The organism is Bifidobacterium sp. LH_416 (assembly GCF_056357055.1).
The window spans coordinates 208,391-224,876 of record NZ_JBKEVJ010000001.1; the positions used below are offsets into that span (position 1 = coordinate 208,391).

Sequence of the window (16,486 nt, forward strand, 5' to 3'; positions counted from 1 at the left end):
TATGCTCAATACCACAGCGCGTCAGAACACTGCGGTACGCACGGTGCTGGTGGTGGAGGACGAACCAACGCTCGCCACCGCCATCGCCCAGCGTATTACCGCCGAAGGTTGGAGCGCACGTGTGTGCGGTGACGGCGCATCGGCCGTGCAAGCGGCTTCTCAATTGCGGCCTGACTTGGTCATCATGGATATCATGCTGCCAGTGATGGATGGATTGGAAGCCACGAAGCGCATCGTTGCCGAGCGCCCTGTGCCGGTGCTTATCCTCACCGCCCGTGATGATGAGACCGATAAGGTCATTGGACTGGGCGCCGGCGCAGACGACTATATGACCAAGCCATTCTCCATGCGCGAGCTTATCGCCCGCTGCAAGGCGCTGTTGCGCCGAGTGGAGCGTGCCAAGGTCATTGCTAAGAACTCAGAAAACGAGAAAATTCTCGATTTCGGTTCCATGGTCATTGATCCGGCCCAGCGCATCGTCACATTGAACGGCGAACAGGTGCACCTGACTCCTACTGAATTCGATTTGCTGGCCACGTTGGCACGCAGGCCGAAGTCAGTGCTCACCCGTGAAAAGCTGCTTGAAGAGGTATGGGACTGGGTGGATGCGTCCGGTACCCGTACCGTGGATAGCCATGTCAAAGCGCTTCGTCATAAGCTCGGCGCGGATATGATTCGCACCGTGCACGGCGTGGGTTATGCTTTCGAGCCTCCTACTGAGTAATGGATGCAGTAAAGAAATCTCAGAAATCCCGGCTTGGCGTTCTTGGCGTCAAGCCGGTTGATTTATTCTCCTCCCTTAAGCTCGAACTCAGCGCACTGATTGTCTGTGCCACAGCAATAGCTTTCGCTATGTGCTGGTTCCTGCTGAAATTCGGCTGGTCCGGTTGGATTGCCATGCCACTGACACTGGTGGTGGCACTCGGCATCACCTACTTCTTCTCCCGTGGCATTACCGCTCCCCTACGTCAAATGCGTGATGTGGCGGAAGCTATGGCCGATGGCGATTACACCGTGCGTGTAACCATCGATCCCACACGGCATGATGAAGTGGGTCAGCTGGCTCGTTCGTTCAATGAAATGGCTGAAGAGCTCGAGCATGCGGATAAAATGCGACTCGACATGATCGCCAACGTCAGCCATGAACTGCGTACACCGGTTTCTGCACTGCAGGCTATGGTCGAAAACATGGCGGATGGTGTCACTGAGCCCACGCCAGCCAATTTGGAAAGTATCCTGACCCAAACTCAGCGTCTTTCTGATTTAATTGCGTTCCTGCTTGACCTCAGCCGTATGGAAGCCGGTGCTGCAAGCCTGAACATCGAGCAATTCAATGTGGCCGATTTCCTTGATGAAACAGTGGAACCGTTGGAAATCACTGATGGCGGTCATGCACATGACATTCAAATGCATGTGCCGGACGACATCATGATGGAAGGCGATCAGGATCGCCTGAGGCAACTGTTCACCAATATCATCGCCAATGCATTGAAGCACTCCCCCGACGGCACTACCGTGCTGATTGAAACGCATGAAGACACGAATAATGGCACGATTGTGACCAATGTGGTGAACTTCGGCTCACAAATCGCACCATCTGATCGCTCGGCTATCTTCCGCCGTTTCGTTAAAGGCAAGTCAGGCCCTGGAACTGAGTCCGGTGGCACTGGTTTGGGCCTTTCCATCGCGCGCTGGGCTGCCCAGCTGCACGGTGGCAATGTCAAGGTGGTTGATGATGAGCGTGGCGCTGATTTTGAAATCACCTTGCCGAAATACCATATTTCAGCTCTCTAAAGGCTGCTGAACCACCACTTCTGCAAGCGCCAATGCGCCAAGAACATAGGCTCCTGATTGTCTGAGCGCTTGTGCGCATTGGCGTAACGTGGAACCGGTAGTAATGATGTCGTCTACCAGTATCACGGTGCTGCCGCGATAGGCGGACGGTGAAGTGACGCGGATATTCCCGCCGATACGTTGCGCACGTTGTGCCGATGATATTTGCTGTACCGATTTGCCGCCCTCGGTATGACTTTCCAATGCGGTAGATACCGATACTTCAATGGATTGCGCTTGTAATGCGTTCGCTACCGCACGGGCAAGTGGCAACGTATGCCACCGGCCGCGTCTGCGCATGGAAGTCAATGATGATGGCGCAGGAACTACCATTACCGGCTGAGACTCATCAGTGAGCTGACCAGCGATGCCGCAACGTTCAACCAAAGACGCCATAATGGAAGCGAACACTCTGTCAAGTTCCACATCATCATGATCTTTCCATTCCAAGATGGCGTGGCGTGCAACCCCTTGATATGTTGCAGCAGACCATGCCGGCAACCTCACTCCTCCATCGCCGCGAGGCCCTAAATCCCGCAATCGACAGTATGAAAAGGCTGCCGCGCAATGAGGGCACAGAATCTCATCGGGCGCGTCGCACCCCGCACAGCCACGAGGAAAAATCAGATTACGTGCTGTACGAGCCACAGAACACACTCCAGCACGCACTGATGTGAGTGGTAATGAGTTGCCCGGTAGCATTTGTTCTGCGGTTCTTATGCGTACGCCAAGCGAATCACGAACGTGCTTTTGCGGGAAGACGATCCAATACAGCGTCAAGCAATTCCAGTGCGTCCCGCGGATCGCTTACTTTGACACCTTTGGCACCGGCTTCCACTGCTGGATAATCGTTGCCGCCTGGAGCCATGCGATCGCCAACAAATACGATGTCAGCAACAGTAATATTCAGCAAACTGGCGAGCTTGCGTACAGCATAGGCCTTATCAATGCCATGTTTGCTCACATCCACGCTGGAGTAGCCTCCTGTACGAACACGTAAATTGGGGAAATCCTTGCTTACCAGTGCGCAGAGTGCCTGTTTTTTGCTGTCGTCCGGATCCCAATATTGTTTGATTTCCACAGGAGCGTACTGGCCTAGCGCAGAAAAAGTGATCTGGCTCCCTCGATTTTCAATCCGCGGACCCCATACCTGGTCTTCCCATAATCCCAATTCCTTGGCGTGGCGTTCCAAACTGGATTCGATTTCAGCAACAGTGTGCTGATCCAAATCATGGGCATACACTAACGACCATTGGCCGTTCTTCCACCGGTAATATCTGGAGCCAGAGGTGGGCATAACATGCAAATTGGTTTTATCGGCGTGCTCGTTCAGAACGTCGAGCACCTGCAGCGTAACTATAGCCATGCTGCCGCCTGAAATCAGTGCCACTGGTATGCGTGTGGTCAATTCGCTGAATCGAGTGATCATTTCAGGTTTCATGGGCTGTTTGGAGCTGGCCAAAGTATTGTCAAGATCAAAACCAAATACGCTCGCATTGGCGCACAGTTCGTCCAAATCAAGCTCGCTCCACGACTGCACTGGCATTCGTCGGGTCCTCCTCGCTGACGAGATTGCAACCAATGAACCAATCCTAGCGCATAATGCCTTCGCCTTGGCCTATGGTGGGAATCATGCTTCAGCCACCTTGGAACGCCAGAGTTTATCGGAATCGTCACGGCAGGGGTACGCGCACCCCTATGTTCGGCATTCGCATGCCACGGTACCGTACTCGTACCGGCATGTTTGACGATATGGTGGCGGCGCAAATACGCAGACTGAATCAAGCTTGGCCTGAACTGATTAGGCCGCTGCAGTTCGCAGTGGAAGACGTGCCGCCATCGGATCCGGTACCGTGGCAGTCCGAGCCGAACATGACGTCACAATGTTTTCCCGCTTCGCATGGCATTCCCGCACGCGTGGTGTTGTATCGACTGCCTATGCAAACAGAAGCGCCCACAAAGCTCGAACTCCAGTTGGCGATACGAGATGAAGTCGTATCACGTGTGGCCGAACTCTATGGGCGCAGGCCGGAGGAAATAGACCCGGATTGGGGCCTATAAACCGGCGGTTCCGGCGAGTACACGCCGGTTAGCGGACAATCGCCTCATTACTTCTTGCCCAGACGTGGGAAGTCACCGGCATTAGCGAAGTAGAGGCGAGGGAAGATAATCCAGCGATTTTGCCGTCGCCGAGATTATCGTGGACCAGTCGCGCTCCCCAACCCACGGCGTGTGAATCATCTTCCATCGTGAAGATTGTTGCCTCGGTATCACCATCTTTGAAATCACTACTGGCAATAGTTTGCGCCGCATTGGCACCCAGCGTAATGTCCTTGCTGGTCACTGCCTTCCCGTCCGAGTCATATGCATATATCGTCACCGTATGCTCACTGTTAGAAGTGTTCACCAGCGACAGTGCGGCAGTCACATCGTCAGGTATTGTCAAGGCAGAGAGCTTGGTGGGTGATGCAGCGTTGATCAAAGCGAAATCAGACTGATCGGAATCACCGGAACGAGAAGCCTTCACGCTTAAGGAAAGCTTGTCTTCGGAAGTGGACATCACTCCAAGAGCTTCCTGCGGAGCCTTGCCCAAATCAACAACCGTCACTTGTTCCGCTGATACAGCAACATCTTTGGCATGAACCAAACCATGTTCAGTAATCCACGATAATTCAGTATTCGTATCGGTACGAGCAAACAGATATGCGCTCACCGTATCGGAATCACTGACGGAAGGAACCACAGATGCGTTCGACGACGAGGGCAGGGGCAGTGCGAAATCCGATCCCTTGGACGTCAAACCATCCATCACAATCGTGCGCACTACGGCTGCAATAGGAGTCTCCTTGCTGGAAACTACTACGTACAATCCGTTTTGATCTGATACCGAAGCGGCAAGATCGATTGATGATTCGCCTTGTGCCGGCACGGAGAGTGAGGATTGCGTAGACAACGCGACTTTACCACTGTGCGTGGTGCCCCAAATCGACAAATCCACTGTGGTTGGCTTGGTGGAAGGATTAGCCACAATAAGCTGCTGCGTGGTGCCGGTAGTGGAGCCAGTCAGCAGGAATGACTGGGAAAGAGCTGTTGCTATGCAGGAAGCGGCAGAGACACCCTTCAAATCGCCTTCATCAGCCCAGGATGCAATCGAGCCTGCGCTACCGGTGCCTTCAGATGCCTGCAGCATACGAGTGTCCATCAGGCGCGAACTATCCAAAGCCTGCGATCCGGTTTTCACATCAGCGTCATCAGTAACATCGCTATCCTGCAATGTCACATCATCAGAACTAGTGCCATCCACGAATGCGGAAACCGTGGAAGTGTACACCGAACCGAATGCCGCATACCGTGCTTGCGTGCTCAGATTACCAACCGTGGCTTGGAAGGCACTATCACCATACGTGCCGGTATCAGCTAGCTCCATTGGAGCCGGGCAATACATCTCAGCTTGCGTTGGGCTGACGGTCTGGTCAATGGCATCGTCGTCTGCGGCAACGGAATCCACCCAAGAGCTCGGTCCCGGCAGGATGAACAGCACAGCCAAAGCCGCGACCAAGATAATCGTGGTAATGGTTCCCAACACAATGTTGGTTACTCGTCTTGAACCAGATGTGATGTGCTTGCTCATGCTTCCTCCTCCAGTCCAGCCGACAGTTTCCTACGCGGCACTGCCACCAGGCAGTAGAAGACCATAATCACCGCCAGACAGGTCAACCATGCATATCGCCATCCGCTCTGTTGGGTGCGCTGCTGCCATGAGGTGTCTACGTTCTGATTGTCCGCATTCTGCAAGGTCAAGCGGAAGTAGCTGCCATCATCAGTGGAAACCAGCGACTGCGTGCCATTAGAAGCCGCAATATTGGCGCTTAACTGCTCATACGGTGAAGAAGCCTCGCTGGCCTGGCCATTGGAAACCACATAGATGCCGCCAAAACCAAGTTCACTGATTGTAGTGATGGCTTGCTCATCCGGATTGGACAGCAACGTGGCGCATGCTTCAGCAAGCTTCATATCAACGGCGTCATGCTCACCATCCAGCAGACGGACGCGAGCAGCAGGCGAACTGTCAATCAAATCACCGCGAGATGTACGCATCACCGAATAATCGACCGTCGTTCTGGTCTGAGCGCTGATAGCCAGCACACGATGATCGGCTCCGGATTGCAAATAATCAGTAGTCACCATCGGCAGTCCGCCGTTGGAAACAGCCAAGCCCTCGTCATGATATCGAGCAACGCCGTACCAGCATTGGATGGCAATGCAAGCCGCCAGCACTACGGCAAGCGTCATACGACCTGTGGTAATCAGACGCTTGCTGCTGCTTACTTGATCATCAGATTCAACAGTGCTTGCCGACACATGCAGCGGCTTAAAGCGCTTGACAGCGCCTCCAGCAACCAAGCATGTGCAGGAAAGGAATCCCAGAATCATCAGGAGATTGCCAGGCTGGGTGGAAGCCGCGGTAACACCATCCGCATCCACAGCAATGGCCACACGACTGGAGACCAGAGACAGCACTGCTCCGCATACAATAAGCACCCACATCAGTCGGGATGCTCGCAGCGCAAATGGCAATACCAGCGAGACGATAGCCAGCAAAGTGATCACTGCAAACAGTACTGCCAATGCCACATCGGCAGCCTGGCCTGACATAGGGTTCCATCCCAAAGCTCGCTGCGTAGTGTCGAACAAGCTCAACGATGCAGGCGATCCATTCATCGCTGTAGACGGTTGCATGATATCGCCGAAAATCTGACGCCATGCGCCACCGCTAGCGTAACGAACCGAATTCACCAAGGTGGGAGCTACGGCAAAAGCAGCAGGCACCGGAATCAACAGCAATGCCGAACGCTTACGCTTCACCAACAGCAGGAACATGAAGAACGCCACAATCAAAGCCAGCAACAGCTGCGGTTCCGCAGCAACCACCGGAACAAAGCACAGTGAAGCAATCGCCGCCGCCTGCACTGATGTGCGAGGCTTCAACGGATCTTCCGTGTGATACATGCCCACTGCACGGAACACAAAAGCGAACGCCGCAGGTAGGAACACCAACACCGTGAGCATCGGCAGATCAGCCTGCGCATACCAGCCAAACATCACGCCGGTTGAAGCCCACAGCAGGCCGCCCAGAATGCGCACCACATTAGAACGGGTAAAAATACCAGCCAAAGCCCAGAAGGAAAGCGCACTTAACGGTGCAGCAGAGAAGAGCATAAGAGCAAGTGCCGCACTGACATGACCGAAAGTCACCAAACTTGCTACCAGCAATACAAGCAACCATGGCGTAGGCGGTGCCGGCACTCCAACGCCAGAGCCAAACACCCACAATGTTGTGGCTGATTGCGCCAACTGCTTGAAACTTGCGCCAGTGGGCAGCAATCGATCCGAATACAGAGAGCCGCCCGAGAATACATCTTTGAATACTGGCCAGTACATCAGCATGACCGCGAGGAAACAGACCAAAGCCATGCAGCCTGCGGCAGTCCAACGGCGAATGAGACGCGCACGCAAATGAGCTCGCTCCAGAGGACTGAGCAGTACAAGATTCTGCTGAGCGCGGAAAGCATCGCGCCGATCATGGAACTGCTTGATCTGCCGACGATCTGCGGTAAGCACCTGCAGCGAAGACATGCCGACCTTGTTCTGCCGTGCCACGAGACGACGCGAACGCATGGCTCCCGGAATCGAAGTCAAAGCCAGCCACGGCAAGCACAACTGCACCAAGGCCTGATAGGGCTGCTTACGGAACAGCATGGCAATAGTCACACCAAAACTGCGGATAAGGCGCCACAGCCACACTACAATCCACGTGGACATATGGATGTCGGTATAGAAGTACCGTTGTTGTGTTCTGGCAACAGCCATAGCAGCCGACTTGGTGTGCTCATGTTCCAACGGCTCACCATTGCGAGCGCGAATTCCCTCATAGCGAGCGCGGCGATGCGAGATTTCCGCTTTCGGCACCACTACCACTCGGCCACCATTCAGGCATACGCGGCGGCAGAAGTCAACTGATTCGCTATAGGTAGTGAACCAGGAATTGATGGTCAATCGTTTGAATTCATCGTATGAGACAAGTGCGCCGGCTAGAGAGACTGCAAACACATCTTGGCGGCCATCGTATTGTTCCTGATCGGGTTCACCGTCTACTACCAATGAGTGCACGGCATGTGCGCCGGCGTACATGCCGACATCATGCAATTGCGTGCCTTCCCAATCACACTGCTTGCATCCGAGCACACTGGCGCCAGGCGCGTTGCGCCATGCTTCGAGCAGATGTTCCAAGCAGTATGCATCGGATGGACGTGAATCATCATGCAGCAGCCATAGTGCACGAGTCGAAGCATTCAGTTCGGCTCTACTCAAAGCTCTGGTTACGGCATCGCCGAATGAGCGGGCTCCTTTAGCTCGTACGATTTGGATGCTGACCTGTTTGGCCTGTGGCATTTGCAGTACCGGACCGGAAGGTGAGGGAATAACCTCAAAGGATGTCTTTAATGACTGACTGGTGCCGCCTGTGGCATCAGCGACCACAATAACCCCGGGCAACACGCTTTGCGTCAGCAGCGAGTGCAGTGTGGCCTCAAGGAACCGAGTATCGTTCTCAACAGTGACCACGGCTGCAATTCCGGCATCCACGTCTTGCCGGTGCGTGTAGGGACGCGCAGCCATGGCATTGGCCAAAGCATTATGGATATCGTTATTCGCTGTTGAACTCATAAACTCCCAGTGTACGCATGAACCTTGAAAGGGCTGTGTATACGCACAGACTTCACTCAGACTGTTTGCCTTGTTTGCCGGCAAAAGTCGCACCAGTTATGTTGCTGACAACCGGTACTACGCTTGTTCGCGGTGTTCCTTCTTATAGCGACGGCGTTCGCGTTCGCTCATGCCGCCCCATATGCCGAATCGCTCATCGTGATCGATGGCCCATTTCAAGCATTGCTCGCGCACCTCGCATTTGGCGCATACTCGCTTTGCATCGCGAGTGGATCCGCCTTTTTCTGGGAAAAAGGCTTCAGGATCGGTTTGTGCGCATAATGCTTTGTGCTGCCATGACACGTCACCGTCCGGCTTGAACAGTCCCCATAATTCATTCAATGGCTCTTCGGCGGAGTCGTCGATCACACCCCACATGCGACCCTCCTTGCCTTTGAGCTTTTTCATAACGCCTAAATTACACACATGCTACTTCGAATTTGTCAAATTACTTCTCGTGTCAATACATCTGTTTATCGCAATTTGTGCTATAAGAGCATCTGGCTTATTGTCGATTCGTTTGCGTAACAGTTGGCGATACTCATGCGCAGCTCATGCGTATGTGCCGTTCCTGCGTAGGAACAACGCACCACAACGATCACAAGCGAACGCTGTGCCAAAGTGTCATTCAGACACGTGACGACAACGGGAGGATTTTGCATGACGCAGGAATCAGGTGAAGCGGATCAGTACATCAATCCGCCAAGCTTCACTCCTCCTGCCGGTCGCCGCACTAGGCCATCCGGTCAAGTTCCCCGACCCGCCAGCACAGCAGCTCCCGCTTCGGTACCGTCATATCAGCCGAATCGTCCAATCGACAATGCGCAGCCTGATGTTCCAGTATCGTTTGCTCCGCCAGCATCACGCCGTACATCATCAGGACGCTCGAACGCACCGAGTTTTTCTCCTTCAAATACTCGCCGGCAGATTAACGAATCGGCCCGTCATACCAATGCGCCGCAAAGCATTCAGCCTGCGCGCGCTAGGCGCTCCGCCGGATCATCGCGCAATGCGAACCGCCCTGCTGCGTCCAGCAGCATGTCACCGACCATGAGACCATCAAATGCGGCTTTTACCCGTGGCGCTGGAGTTGCGGCTGCTACACGTTTGCCGAAAACGCATAAGGCTCGGCACATTATTCTTGGCACCGTTGCGCTACTGGTTGCACTGCTGGCAATCAGTGTCTTCGGTGCGTGGAACTGGGTGAATGGACAGTTGAATAAAACCGACTGGCTGACCAGCACTGCTGACACTCCGGCATCCACATGGCTGATTCTTGGCTCCGATGAACGAGATGATCCTTCCAGCGATATCACCGGATTCCGCACGGATACGATTCTGGTGCTCACCAAGCCTAAGAGCGGCCCAAGTTCACTGATCTCCATTCCGCGCGATTCACTGATGGAAGTGGATGGCCAGTACATGAAAATCAACGCCGTAGCTCAGGCCATTGGCAGGAAGGCACTGGTTCAGCAGATCGAAGACATCACCGGGCAGAAAATCGACCATGTCGCTCAAATCAAGTTTGGCGGCTTGGAACAGGTGGTGGACGCGCTTGGCGGTGTTCAACTCTGCTATGACGAGGATGTTCAAGATCCTTACTCCGGTTTGACATGGCAGGCCGGTTGCCATACTGCGGATGGTGGCGTTGCATTGGCCTTCTCTCGTATGCGCTATTCCGATGCGAACGGTGATTTTGGGCGTAACGCACGCCAGCGTCAGGTAATCGCCGCTGTGATTCAGAAGGCTTCCAGTACGGAAACGCTGACGAACCCTTCGAAGGTTATGGCTGTAGCTAAAGCCGGACTGGGTGCTTTGACCGTGGATGAAGACGCCTCCACCATGAGCCTTATTCAGATGGCTCTCGCATTCAAGGATGCGACTAGTTCCAATGGTATTTCCGGCAGCGTGTACTGGACCGACCCGGATTATTACGTGGATGGAGTTGGCTCATCCGTGCTGCTGAACGATGAGAAGAACACCGAGCTCTTCTCTCAGCTGGCAAATGGCACCCACGCGGCTGGAACTGTGGGCACTCTTGCCGAAGGCTGATCGCCTTTCTATGTGGATAACTCAGTAAGCTAGAACCACATACCCCGTTTCAGCTTGCGCAATTGCCCTGGCTGCCTTCACGCTAGAGGTATGACCAAGGCAATGACGCAGCAACAACGTTCATCACGGCATACGCACAGAGGCATTTCGCAGCAGTGGCGTTCTCGCCTCATGCTGTTGGCAATAGCAGCACCATTGTTCGCGCAAATCACGATGATTGTTATTATGCTGACGCAAGGCCAATGGCTGTATGCGTTGATGATTATGCCCGGAGCATTCGGCTGCTTCGCGTCGATACTGGTCTCCATACCAGGATCTCATTCCACTATGGATCAGAATCCTTCAGCTGCCGGCCCCAACTGGAACATGCCCCAGACTCATGCCGCGTCTTTGCGTGCTGCGGATGGTCGGAGCACATCAGATTCATCAGATTTTGCCGCCATAGACACTGTTGCGCTGGAAACGTTGCTCGACCTCGATTCCCTGCCGTGGAGAACCATAGTGAGGTATTGGCTGGATGACGCGCAATGGGATGCGCCCATCGGCATGTCTGTGCTCGGCCCTTACCTCATGAATCTTCAGAAACACGGTCCGCACGCTCTTGTGGCAGGAACTACAGGGTCCGGCAAGTCCGTCTTATTGCAAAGCTGGTGTTTAGCCCTTGCCGCACGCAATGGGCCAGATCGGCTCAATTTCGTGTTTCTGGATTTCAAGGGAGGCTCCGCATTCCGCAAACTTGAACAATTGCCGCATTGCGTAGGCAGCGTATGCGATCTGGATCTTGCTCATGCCGCTCGAGCATTGCGAGCGCTGGAATCCGAACTCACACGCCGAGAGCGGCTCACCGCCGAACATCGCACATCGCATATTGAGGAGCTGCCAAATCCGCCAGCTCGATTATTCGTGGTGATTGATGAATTCCATGCGTTGAAAGATCAGTTGCCGGACTATATCAATCGTCTGGTGCGTATCGCCTCTCTTGGCAGGTCGTTAGGCATGCACCTTATCGCGTGTACGCAAAACCCGATGGGGCAGGTCGGCACTGATATGAAAGCCAATATGACGACGAATATCTGCCTTCGTGTCCGCGATGAGCTGCAATCGGTTGAACTGCTGGGCGATGGCAGAGCCGCCCGTATTAGCCCAGCGATGCCAGGAGCAGCATATTGCAATGATGCTGAACAAGTGACTGCATTGCGATGCGCAAATACTGCCGATATCGAAACCATCAGTCGCAATATCAGTACAGCCGCACGATTCATGAATCTACGGCCAGCATGCCAGTTGTTCTCCTCTCCCCTACCCGTTGCGGTTCGCGCTCAAACTGGCGAGCAGCGCAGTAATCCTCGCCATGTATGGTTCGGTATCAGCGATGACGGCATTACCTTGGCTGAAGCCACTGTGGACTTGATCACCGGCAATATAGGGATTATTGGTGGGCATGGCCGCGGAAAAAGCACAGTTGTAGAGACGCTTGCAGAGCAGATTCACCATACCGCGGGGTTGACTGTTCGCGTCAGCAGGCTGATACATGGCATTTGGCGAACGCACACGATTCATCATTCATCGTGTGAGCTTCCTTGCAATGGAGCTGCGCCGCAGCCTCCCCGATTAATATGGCTGGTCGATGATGCCGATGGGCTTTTCGACCCGTTCCTTACTGATGAACTTGCGACACGCTTCAAGCAGGCTTTGGCAAGCCCGTCCGTCAGCGTGGTGTTCACGGCCTCATCGTTACGCCATATACGAATTCCCGAACACTGCGCCACGAGAATCGTGTTTCCGAGCGGCGAAAAAACTACCGACTTGATGACCGGTATTCCTGCCGTATTACTGGCCTCACTCAGCCGTACCGACTTCGATACTCCAGGCCGCGCGGTGCTGATTACTGGCGCATCCGCGCAACTCGTGCAATGCGCCTCATAAAAATACTTAATATTTTCTCAGTGAAACCTCTTGAAAATGGACACAGTTCGTGGTTTCCTAGTGTAGGAAATCAAGGAATGACAATCAGCCACGTGGCTTTTAAGGGAGGCAAGCAATGAGCAGCGCTTTTGATTGGCGAGCCAAGGCCGCATGTCGCGATAAGGATCCGGAACTGTTCTTCCCGGTGGGCAACACCGGTGCCGCATACCAGCAGATCGAGGAAGCCAAGGCCGTGTGCCGTACCTGCAAGGTGATTGACGCTTGCCTGAAGTGCGCGTTGGACACCAACCAGGATTACGGTGTCTGGGGTGGCTTGAGCGAAGATGAGCGTCGTGCGCTGAAGCGCCGCGCCATGCGTGCTCGCCGCTCGCAGGCCATGCAGATGCAGATCTGATATCCGCGAATATCTATCGCTTATACAAAGGAACCCTCCCATTTGGGAGGGTTCCTTGCGTTACGGGTACTTGTTATGGTCTTGGCTCCCCTCAGAGAGGGGAGCCAGAGGGACTATTCGTCTTGGGCGGCGCGAAGCTTCATATCAAGCACCACACGGGTGCCTCCCTCGCGACGAGGCTCCCAGTGCACGGAACCGCCGAAGTCGTTCGTCACGAACGTATTGATAATCTGCGTACCCAAGCCGGAGCCAGAGGATCGTGCCATGCCTCCCTGCTCTTCGGAGCCGAGGCCGGTGCCATCATCTTCAACAACCACATTGAGGTTGGATCCAGAACGGCCTACGGAAATCGTAATATTGCCTTCCTTACGGCCCTCGAATCCATGTTCCACAGAGTTGGTGATGAGCTCAGTAAGCACCAGAGAAAGCGGCGTGGCATCTTGTGCCGGCATCATGCCAAACTTGCCCATGAAGCTAATGCCAATCTGCTGATCTTTCATCGTGGCCAAATCCACTGCCATGCGCAGCAAGTTGGAAATCACCTTATCGAAGTCCACAATCTCATCAGCGGTTTGGCTCAATCCCTCATGCACCATGGCAATAGTCTGCACACGGCGCTGTGCCTCTTGAAGCTCCTTCTTAACCTCTTCGGACTTGGTCTTACGTGCCTGAAGCCTCAGCAGTGCAGAAACAGCTTGCAGATTGTTCTTCACGCGATGGTGAATCTCGGAAATCGTAGCGTTCTTGGTCTGCAATTCCTTTTCACGTCGACGCAGCTCGGTTACATCGCGGCAGAGAATAATGGCTCCAACGCGGCCATTATTGTCATACAACGGCAGCGAACGCATGGATACGGCAGAACGATTCGCGCTGATTTCGGAATCGACGGCGGCCTTGCCAGACAAAACCAGTGGCAGTGTTTCAGGAACCGGATCGTTTTCCCGCAGCAACTGGGTGCCTAATTCGCTCAGATACTGGCCAGGCATAGTGCTGAGCAAGCCGAGACGCCTGAAGCAGCTAATAGCGTTAGGCGAGGCATAGCGCACAACACCATCAATGGTCAGGATGATGAATCCATCGGCTACGCGCGCAATATGGCGCTGGCTCATCACGGAATCCTGATACGGGAACTGTCCGCGTGGAATCATCTCATAGAGTTGCTTGCCAGCGTTGATGCTTTCCGATTCATAGCGGCCGTTGGACTCCCGCGTGGCCATATTGGTTTCACGCACCACCAAGCCAAGCGTCTTGCCATTGTGCCGCACTGGAGCGTACACATTGCATACCGTGGCCTTGCCTACGGAACGCAGCACAGTAGAGCGGAATACCACGCTGGATTGCATGGCGGCATCCAGTTCGCCGGTCATATCGTCAGGCATAACATCGCCTACGACATCCTCGCCGCGCAGCGTCATCACGGTTGAAGGACGGCACTGCTCGGCCACCACATATTTGCCATCGCCATTCTGCACCAGCAATAGCAAATCAGCGAAACTTAGGTCAGCTACTACCTGCCAATCGGCCACCAAATGATGCAGCCATTCACGGTCGTCGTCATCGAAATCCGGGCGGGTCGCAAGAATATGTGAAAAATCAGCCATGCCTTACATCATACGCAATGCTTTTCCTCTGGAACCGTCATTCTTCTCAGTGTCATAATGTGAAGGGAAATGATGGATTACTATTGACAACCAAGAAACTTACGTTAACGTAGGTTACGGTAACGTAAGAAAATGTTCGGCCTGCTTTACAGATGGGGGCACACATGGCAGAGGAACAGAATCACGCCGCTAGAGGGCACACATTAGATCCTGAAATCGCACAGAAACGAGCCATCGCAGTCAAAGCACGAGAGCAGGCTTTGCAAGCCAAAGCAGACGCAGTGCGAGCCAAAGCACAATTCAAAGCCGAAGCTATTCGAGCCAAAGCCGAGGAGAAGGCACGTAAGAAGCTTGCCCAAGCGGAAAATCGCGCGCTGAAAATCGAAGGCATCGCCCCGGCCGAAGTAGAGCGCAAAATCCGTCTCGACGTGCACGGCCGACCAAAGCCCGCCATGCGCGGTTGGATTCACGCCGTTGCCGCTCCCCTATCGCTCGCTGCAGGTATTGTGCTGATTTGCCTGGCGCAAGGCGCAGGCCTCAAATGGGCATGTGCGGTGTTCATGACCGCGTCCTTGATTCTGTTCACGAACTCCGCCTGCTATCACTTGGGCGACTGGAGCCCACGGGTTACCGACGTGCTACGCCGCATCGACCATGTGAACATCTTCCTGCTCATCGCAGGCACCTACACGCCGGTTTCTTTCGCACTCCAACCGTTCTGGCGTAACTTCATCATTATTTCGATGTGGGTGTGCACGCTTGTGGCACTTATCATTCACGTCATTTGGATTAACGCGCCACGTTGGCTGTACACAGTGGTGTACATTATCTTCGGCATCTACGGCCTAGCCTTCATGATGCTCTTCTGGACATCTCCATACGCTGGGCCAGCAGTGGTTATTCTTCTCTGCGCTGGCGGTGCCTGCTACATTCTGGGCGCGATTGTGTACGCACTGCGTAAGCCTGACCCATGGCCACGTATCTTCGGATTCCATGAGATTTTCCACTGCGGCACCGTCGCCGGATATGCCTGCCATATGGTGGCCATTTATATGGTTATCGTGGCGTTGTGGAGCTGAATTCGTTAACCCCGTTGCCGCTGGTTTATGGGGTATGTGTTGCTCGACACGCTCCGGGCCACTGAGGCCAAGTCCTTACGGTCGAGCAACACATACCCCACAAACCAGCTACTTCTAAACACCTCTGCCGTGCACCAATCCAATAGAAACATGTATAAAAAAGTCCTCTTTTTCTTCAGAAAAAGAGGACTTGAATAGAGCCTGTATCTCAGGCGAGAGGCTTGGAAGCCTTAACGACCACGGACAGTTCGCGACCGTTCGGAGCGGTGTAGGTCACCGTATCGCCCACCTTGGCGCCTTCGATGGCCTTGCCAATCGGGGAATCCGGGGTCATGATGTCGTAATCAGTGCCGGCCACAATGTCGCGGCTGCCGAGCACGTAGGTCATCTCGTTGCCATTGAGCTCGATGGTCACTACGGAACCATTGCCAACGGTACCTTCCGGAGCGTTCTCAATAATCTTGGAATCACGCAGCTTAACGGTGAGCTCGGTGATACGGCCCTCATTCTTGCTCTGAGCTTCACGAGCAGCCTGGTAGCCACCGTTCTCGGAAAGATCACCCTCAGCACGTGCCACGGCAATCTTGTGCGCGATTTCTTCGCGCAGCTCGCCCTCGCGGTAGGCGAGCTCTTCCTTCATCTTGTTGTATGCTTCCTGCGTCAGCAGGTAGACCTTATCTTCAGCCATGTTGTCCTCCTGAACTTACGTGATATTTGTACTGCTAGTGCTGAAAAATATCTGCTTAGATTACCCCTCAGTCTGCTTCGCAGACAGCTCCCCTGACAAGGGGACCCACAGGGTCTATAGCAAAAAACGCCGGCTATGACACCGGCGT

General features: G+C 54.1%; 14 protein-coding genes. 7 read left to right on the forward strand and 7 right to left on the reverse strand.

Features of this window, described 5'->3' with window-relative positions:
• Window position 1: 1 nt before the first annotated feature.
• Window positions 2–724: a response regulator transcription factor gene (locus AC1AY0_RS01045; protein WP_476523522.1), complete on the forward strand. Its 723-nt coding sequence runs from the start codon at window positions 2–4 to the stop codon at window positions 722–724.
• Entirely contained in the window at window positions 724–1,794 is a 1,071-nt protein-coding gene (locus tag AC1AY0_RS01050; RefSeq protein WP_476523521.1) for a sensor histidine kinase, read from the forward strand. Before AC1AY0_RS01045 ends, AC1AY0_RS01050 begins: the two co-directional genes overlap by 1 nt.
• Here AC1AY0_RS01050 and AC1AY0_RS01055 read toward each other — a convergent pair.
• Both AC1AY0_RS01055 and AC1AY0_RS01060 read right to left on the reverse strand, forming a co-directional pair.
• Window positions 1,783–2,259, reverse strand: coding sequence for a ComF family protein (locus AC1AY0_RS01055; RefSeq protein WP_476523519.1), 477 nt, complete (start codon window positions 2,257–2,259; stop codon window positions 1,783–1,785). The two genes, AC1AY0_RS01050 and AC1AY0_RS01055, sit on opposite strands and share 12 nt — an antisense overlap.
• Window positions 2,260–2,569: 310 nt before the next feature.
• Window positions 2,570–3,379, reverse strand: coding sequence for an HAD-IIB family hydrolase (locus AC1AY0_RS01060; RefSeq protein ID WP_476523517.1), 810 nt, complete (start codon window positions 3,377–3,379; stop codon window positions 2,570–2,572).
• A gap of 152 nt (window positions 3,380–3,531) precedes the next feature.
• On the opposite strand from AC1AY0_RS01060, the gene AC1AY0_RS01065 reads away from it, so the two are divergent.
• Window positions 3,532–3,894: a metallopeptidase family protein gene (locus AC1AY0_RS01065; RefSeq protein WP_476523515.1), complete on the forward strand. Its 363-nt coding sequence runs from the start codon at window positions 3,532–3,534 to the stop codon at window positions 3,892–3,894.
• A 28-nt stretch (window positions 3,895–3,922) separates the two neighbouring features.
• On the opposite strand, the gene AC1AY0_RS01070 is transcribed toward AC1AY0_RS01065, so the two are convergent.
• From AC1AY0_RS01070 to AC1AY0_RS01080, 3 genes are all read right to left on the reverse strand, one after another.
• Window positions 3,923–5,464 (reverse strand): DUF5719 family protein, encoded by a 1,542-nt coding sequence (locus AC1AY0_RS01070; protein WP_476525580.1) that lies wholly within the window; start codon window positions 5,462–5,464, stop codon window positions 3,923–3,925.
• On the reverse strand, window positions 5,461–8,559 hold the full coding sequence (locus AC1AY0_RS01075; protein WP_476525582.1) for a glycosyltransferase family 2 protein: 3,099 nt from the start codon (window positions 8,557–8,559) through the stop codon (window positions 5,461–5,463). Before AC1AY0_RS01075 ends, AC1AY0_RS01070 begins: the two co-directional genes overlap by 4 nt.
• A 117-nt stretch (window positions 8,560–8,676) precedes the next feature.
• Complete coding sequence (locus AC1AY0_RS01080) at window positions 8,677–8,976, reverse strand: WhiB family transcriptional regulator (RefSeq protein WP_033890464.1); 300 nt, start codon at window positions 8,974–8,976, stop codon at window positions 8,677–8,679.
• Window positions 8,977–9,258: 282 nt separating this feature from the next.
• Between AC1AY0_RS01080 and AC1AY0_RS01085 the strand changes: the two genes are divergently transcribed.
• The 3 genes from AC1AY0_RS01085 to AC1AY0_RS01095 all read left to right on the forward strand — a co-directional run bounded on the left by AC1AY0_RS01085 (window position 9,259) and on the right by AC1AY0_RS01095 (window position 12,970).
• Window positions 9,259–10,650: an LCP family protein gene (locus tag AC1AY0_RS01085; protein ID WP_476523510.1), complete on the forward strand. Its 1,392-nt coding sequence runs from the start codon at window positions 9,259–9,261 to the stop codon at window positions 10,648–10,650.
• Between the two features lie 90 nt (window positions 10,651–10,740).
• Window positions 10,741–12,576, forward strand: a complete 1,836-nt coding sequence (locus AC1AY0_RS01090) for an FtsK/SpoIIIE domain-containing protein (RefSeq protein ID WP_476523508.1) — start codon at window positions 10,741–10,743, stop codon at window positions 12,574–12,576.
• A gap of 115 nt (window positions 12,577–12,691) precedes the next feature.
• Window positions 12,692–12,970, forward strand: a complete 279-nt coding sequence (locus AC1AY0_RS01095) for a WhiB family transcriptional regulator (protein WP_003835265.1) — start codon at window positions 12,692–12,694, stop codon at window positions 12,968–12,970.
• Window positions 12,971–13,083: 113 nt separating this feature from the next.
• Here AC1AY0_RS01095 and AC1AY0_RS01100 read toward each other — a convergent pair whose 3' ends face one another.
• Window positions 13,084–14,571: a sensor histidine kinase gene (locus tag AC1AY0_RS01100; RefSeq protein WP_476523507.1), complete on the reverse strand. Its 1,488-nt coding sequence runs from the start codon at window positions 14,569–14,571 to the stop codon at window positions 13,084–13,086.
• 164 nt (window positions 14,572–14,735) lie between these two features.
• On the opposite strand from AC1AY0_RS01100, the gene trhA reads away from it, so the two are divergent.
• Window positions 14,736–15,650: a PAQR family membrane homeostasis protein TrhA gene (gene trhA / locus AC1AY0_RS01105; protein ID WP_476523506.1), complete on the forward strand. Its 915-nt coding sequence runs from the start codon at window positions 14,736–14,738 to the stop codon at window positions 15,648–15,650.
• A gap of 208 nt (window positions 15,651–15,858) precedes the next feature.
• Here the strand turns inward: trhA and AC1AY0_RS01110 are convergent, their stop codons facing one another.
• Window positions 15,859–16,338, reverse strand: coding sequence for a GreA/GreB family elongation factor (locus AC1AY0_RS01110; RefSeq protein WP_476523505.1), 480 nt, complete (start codon window positions 16,336–16,338; stop codon window positions 15,859–15,861).
• Between the last annotated feature and the right edge of the window lie 148 nt (window positions 16,339–16,486).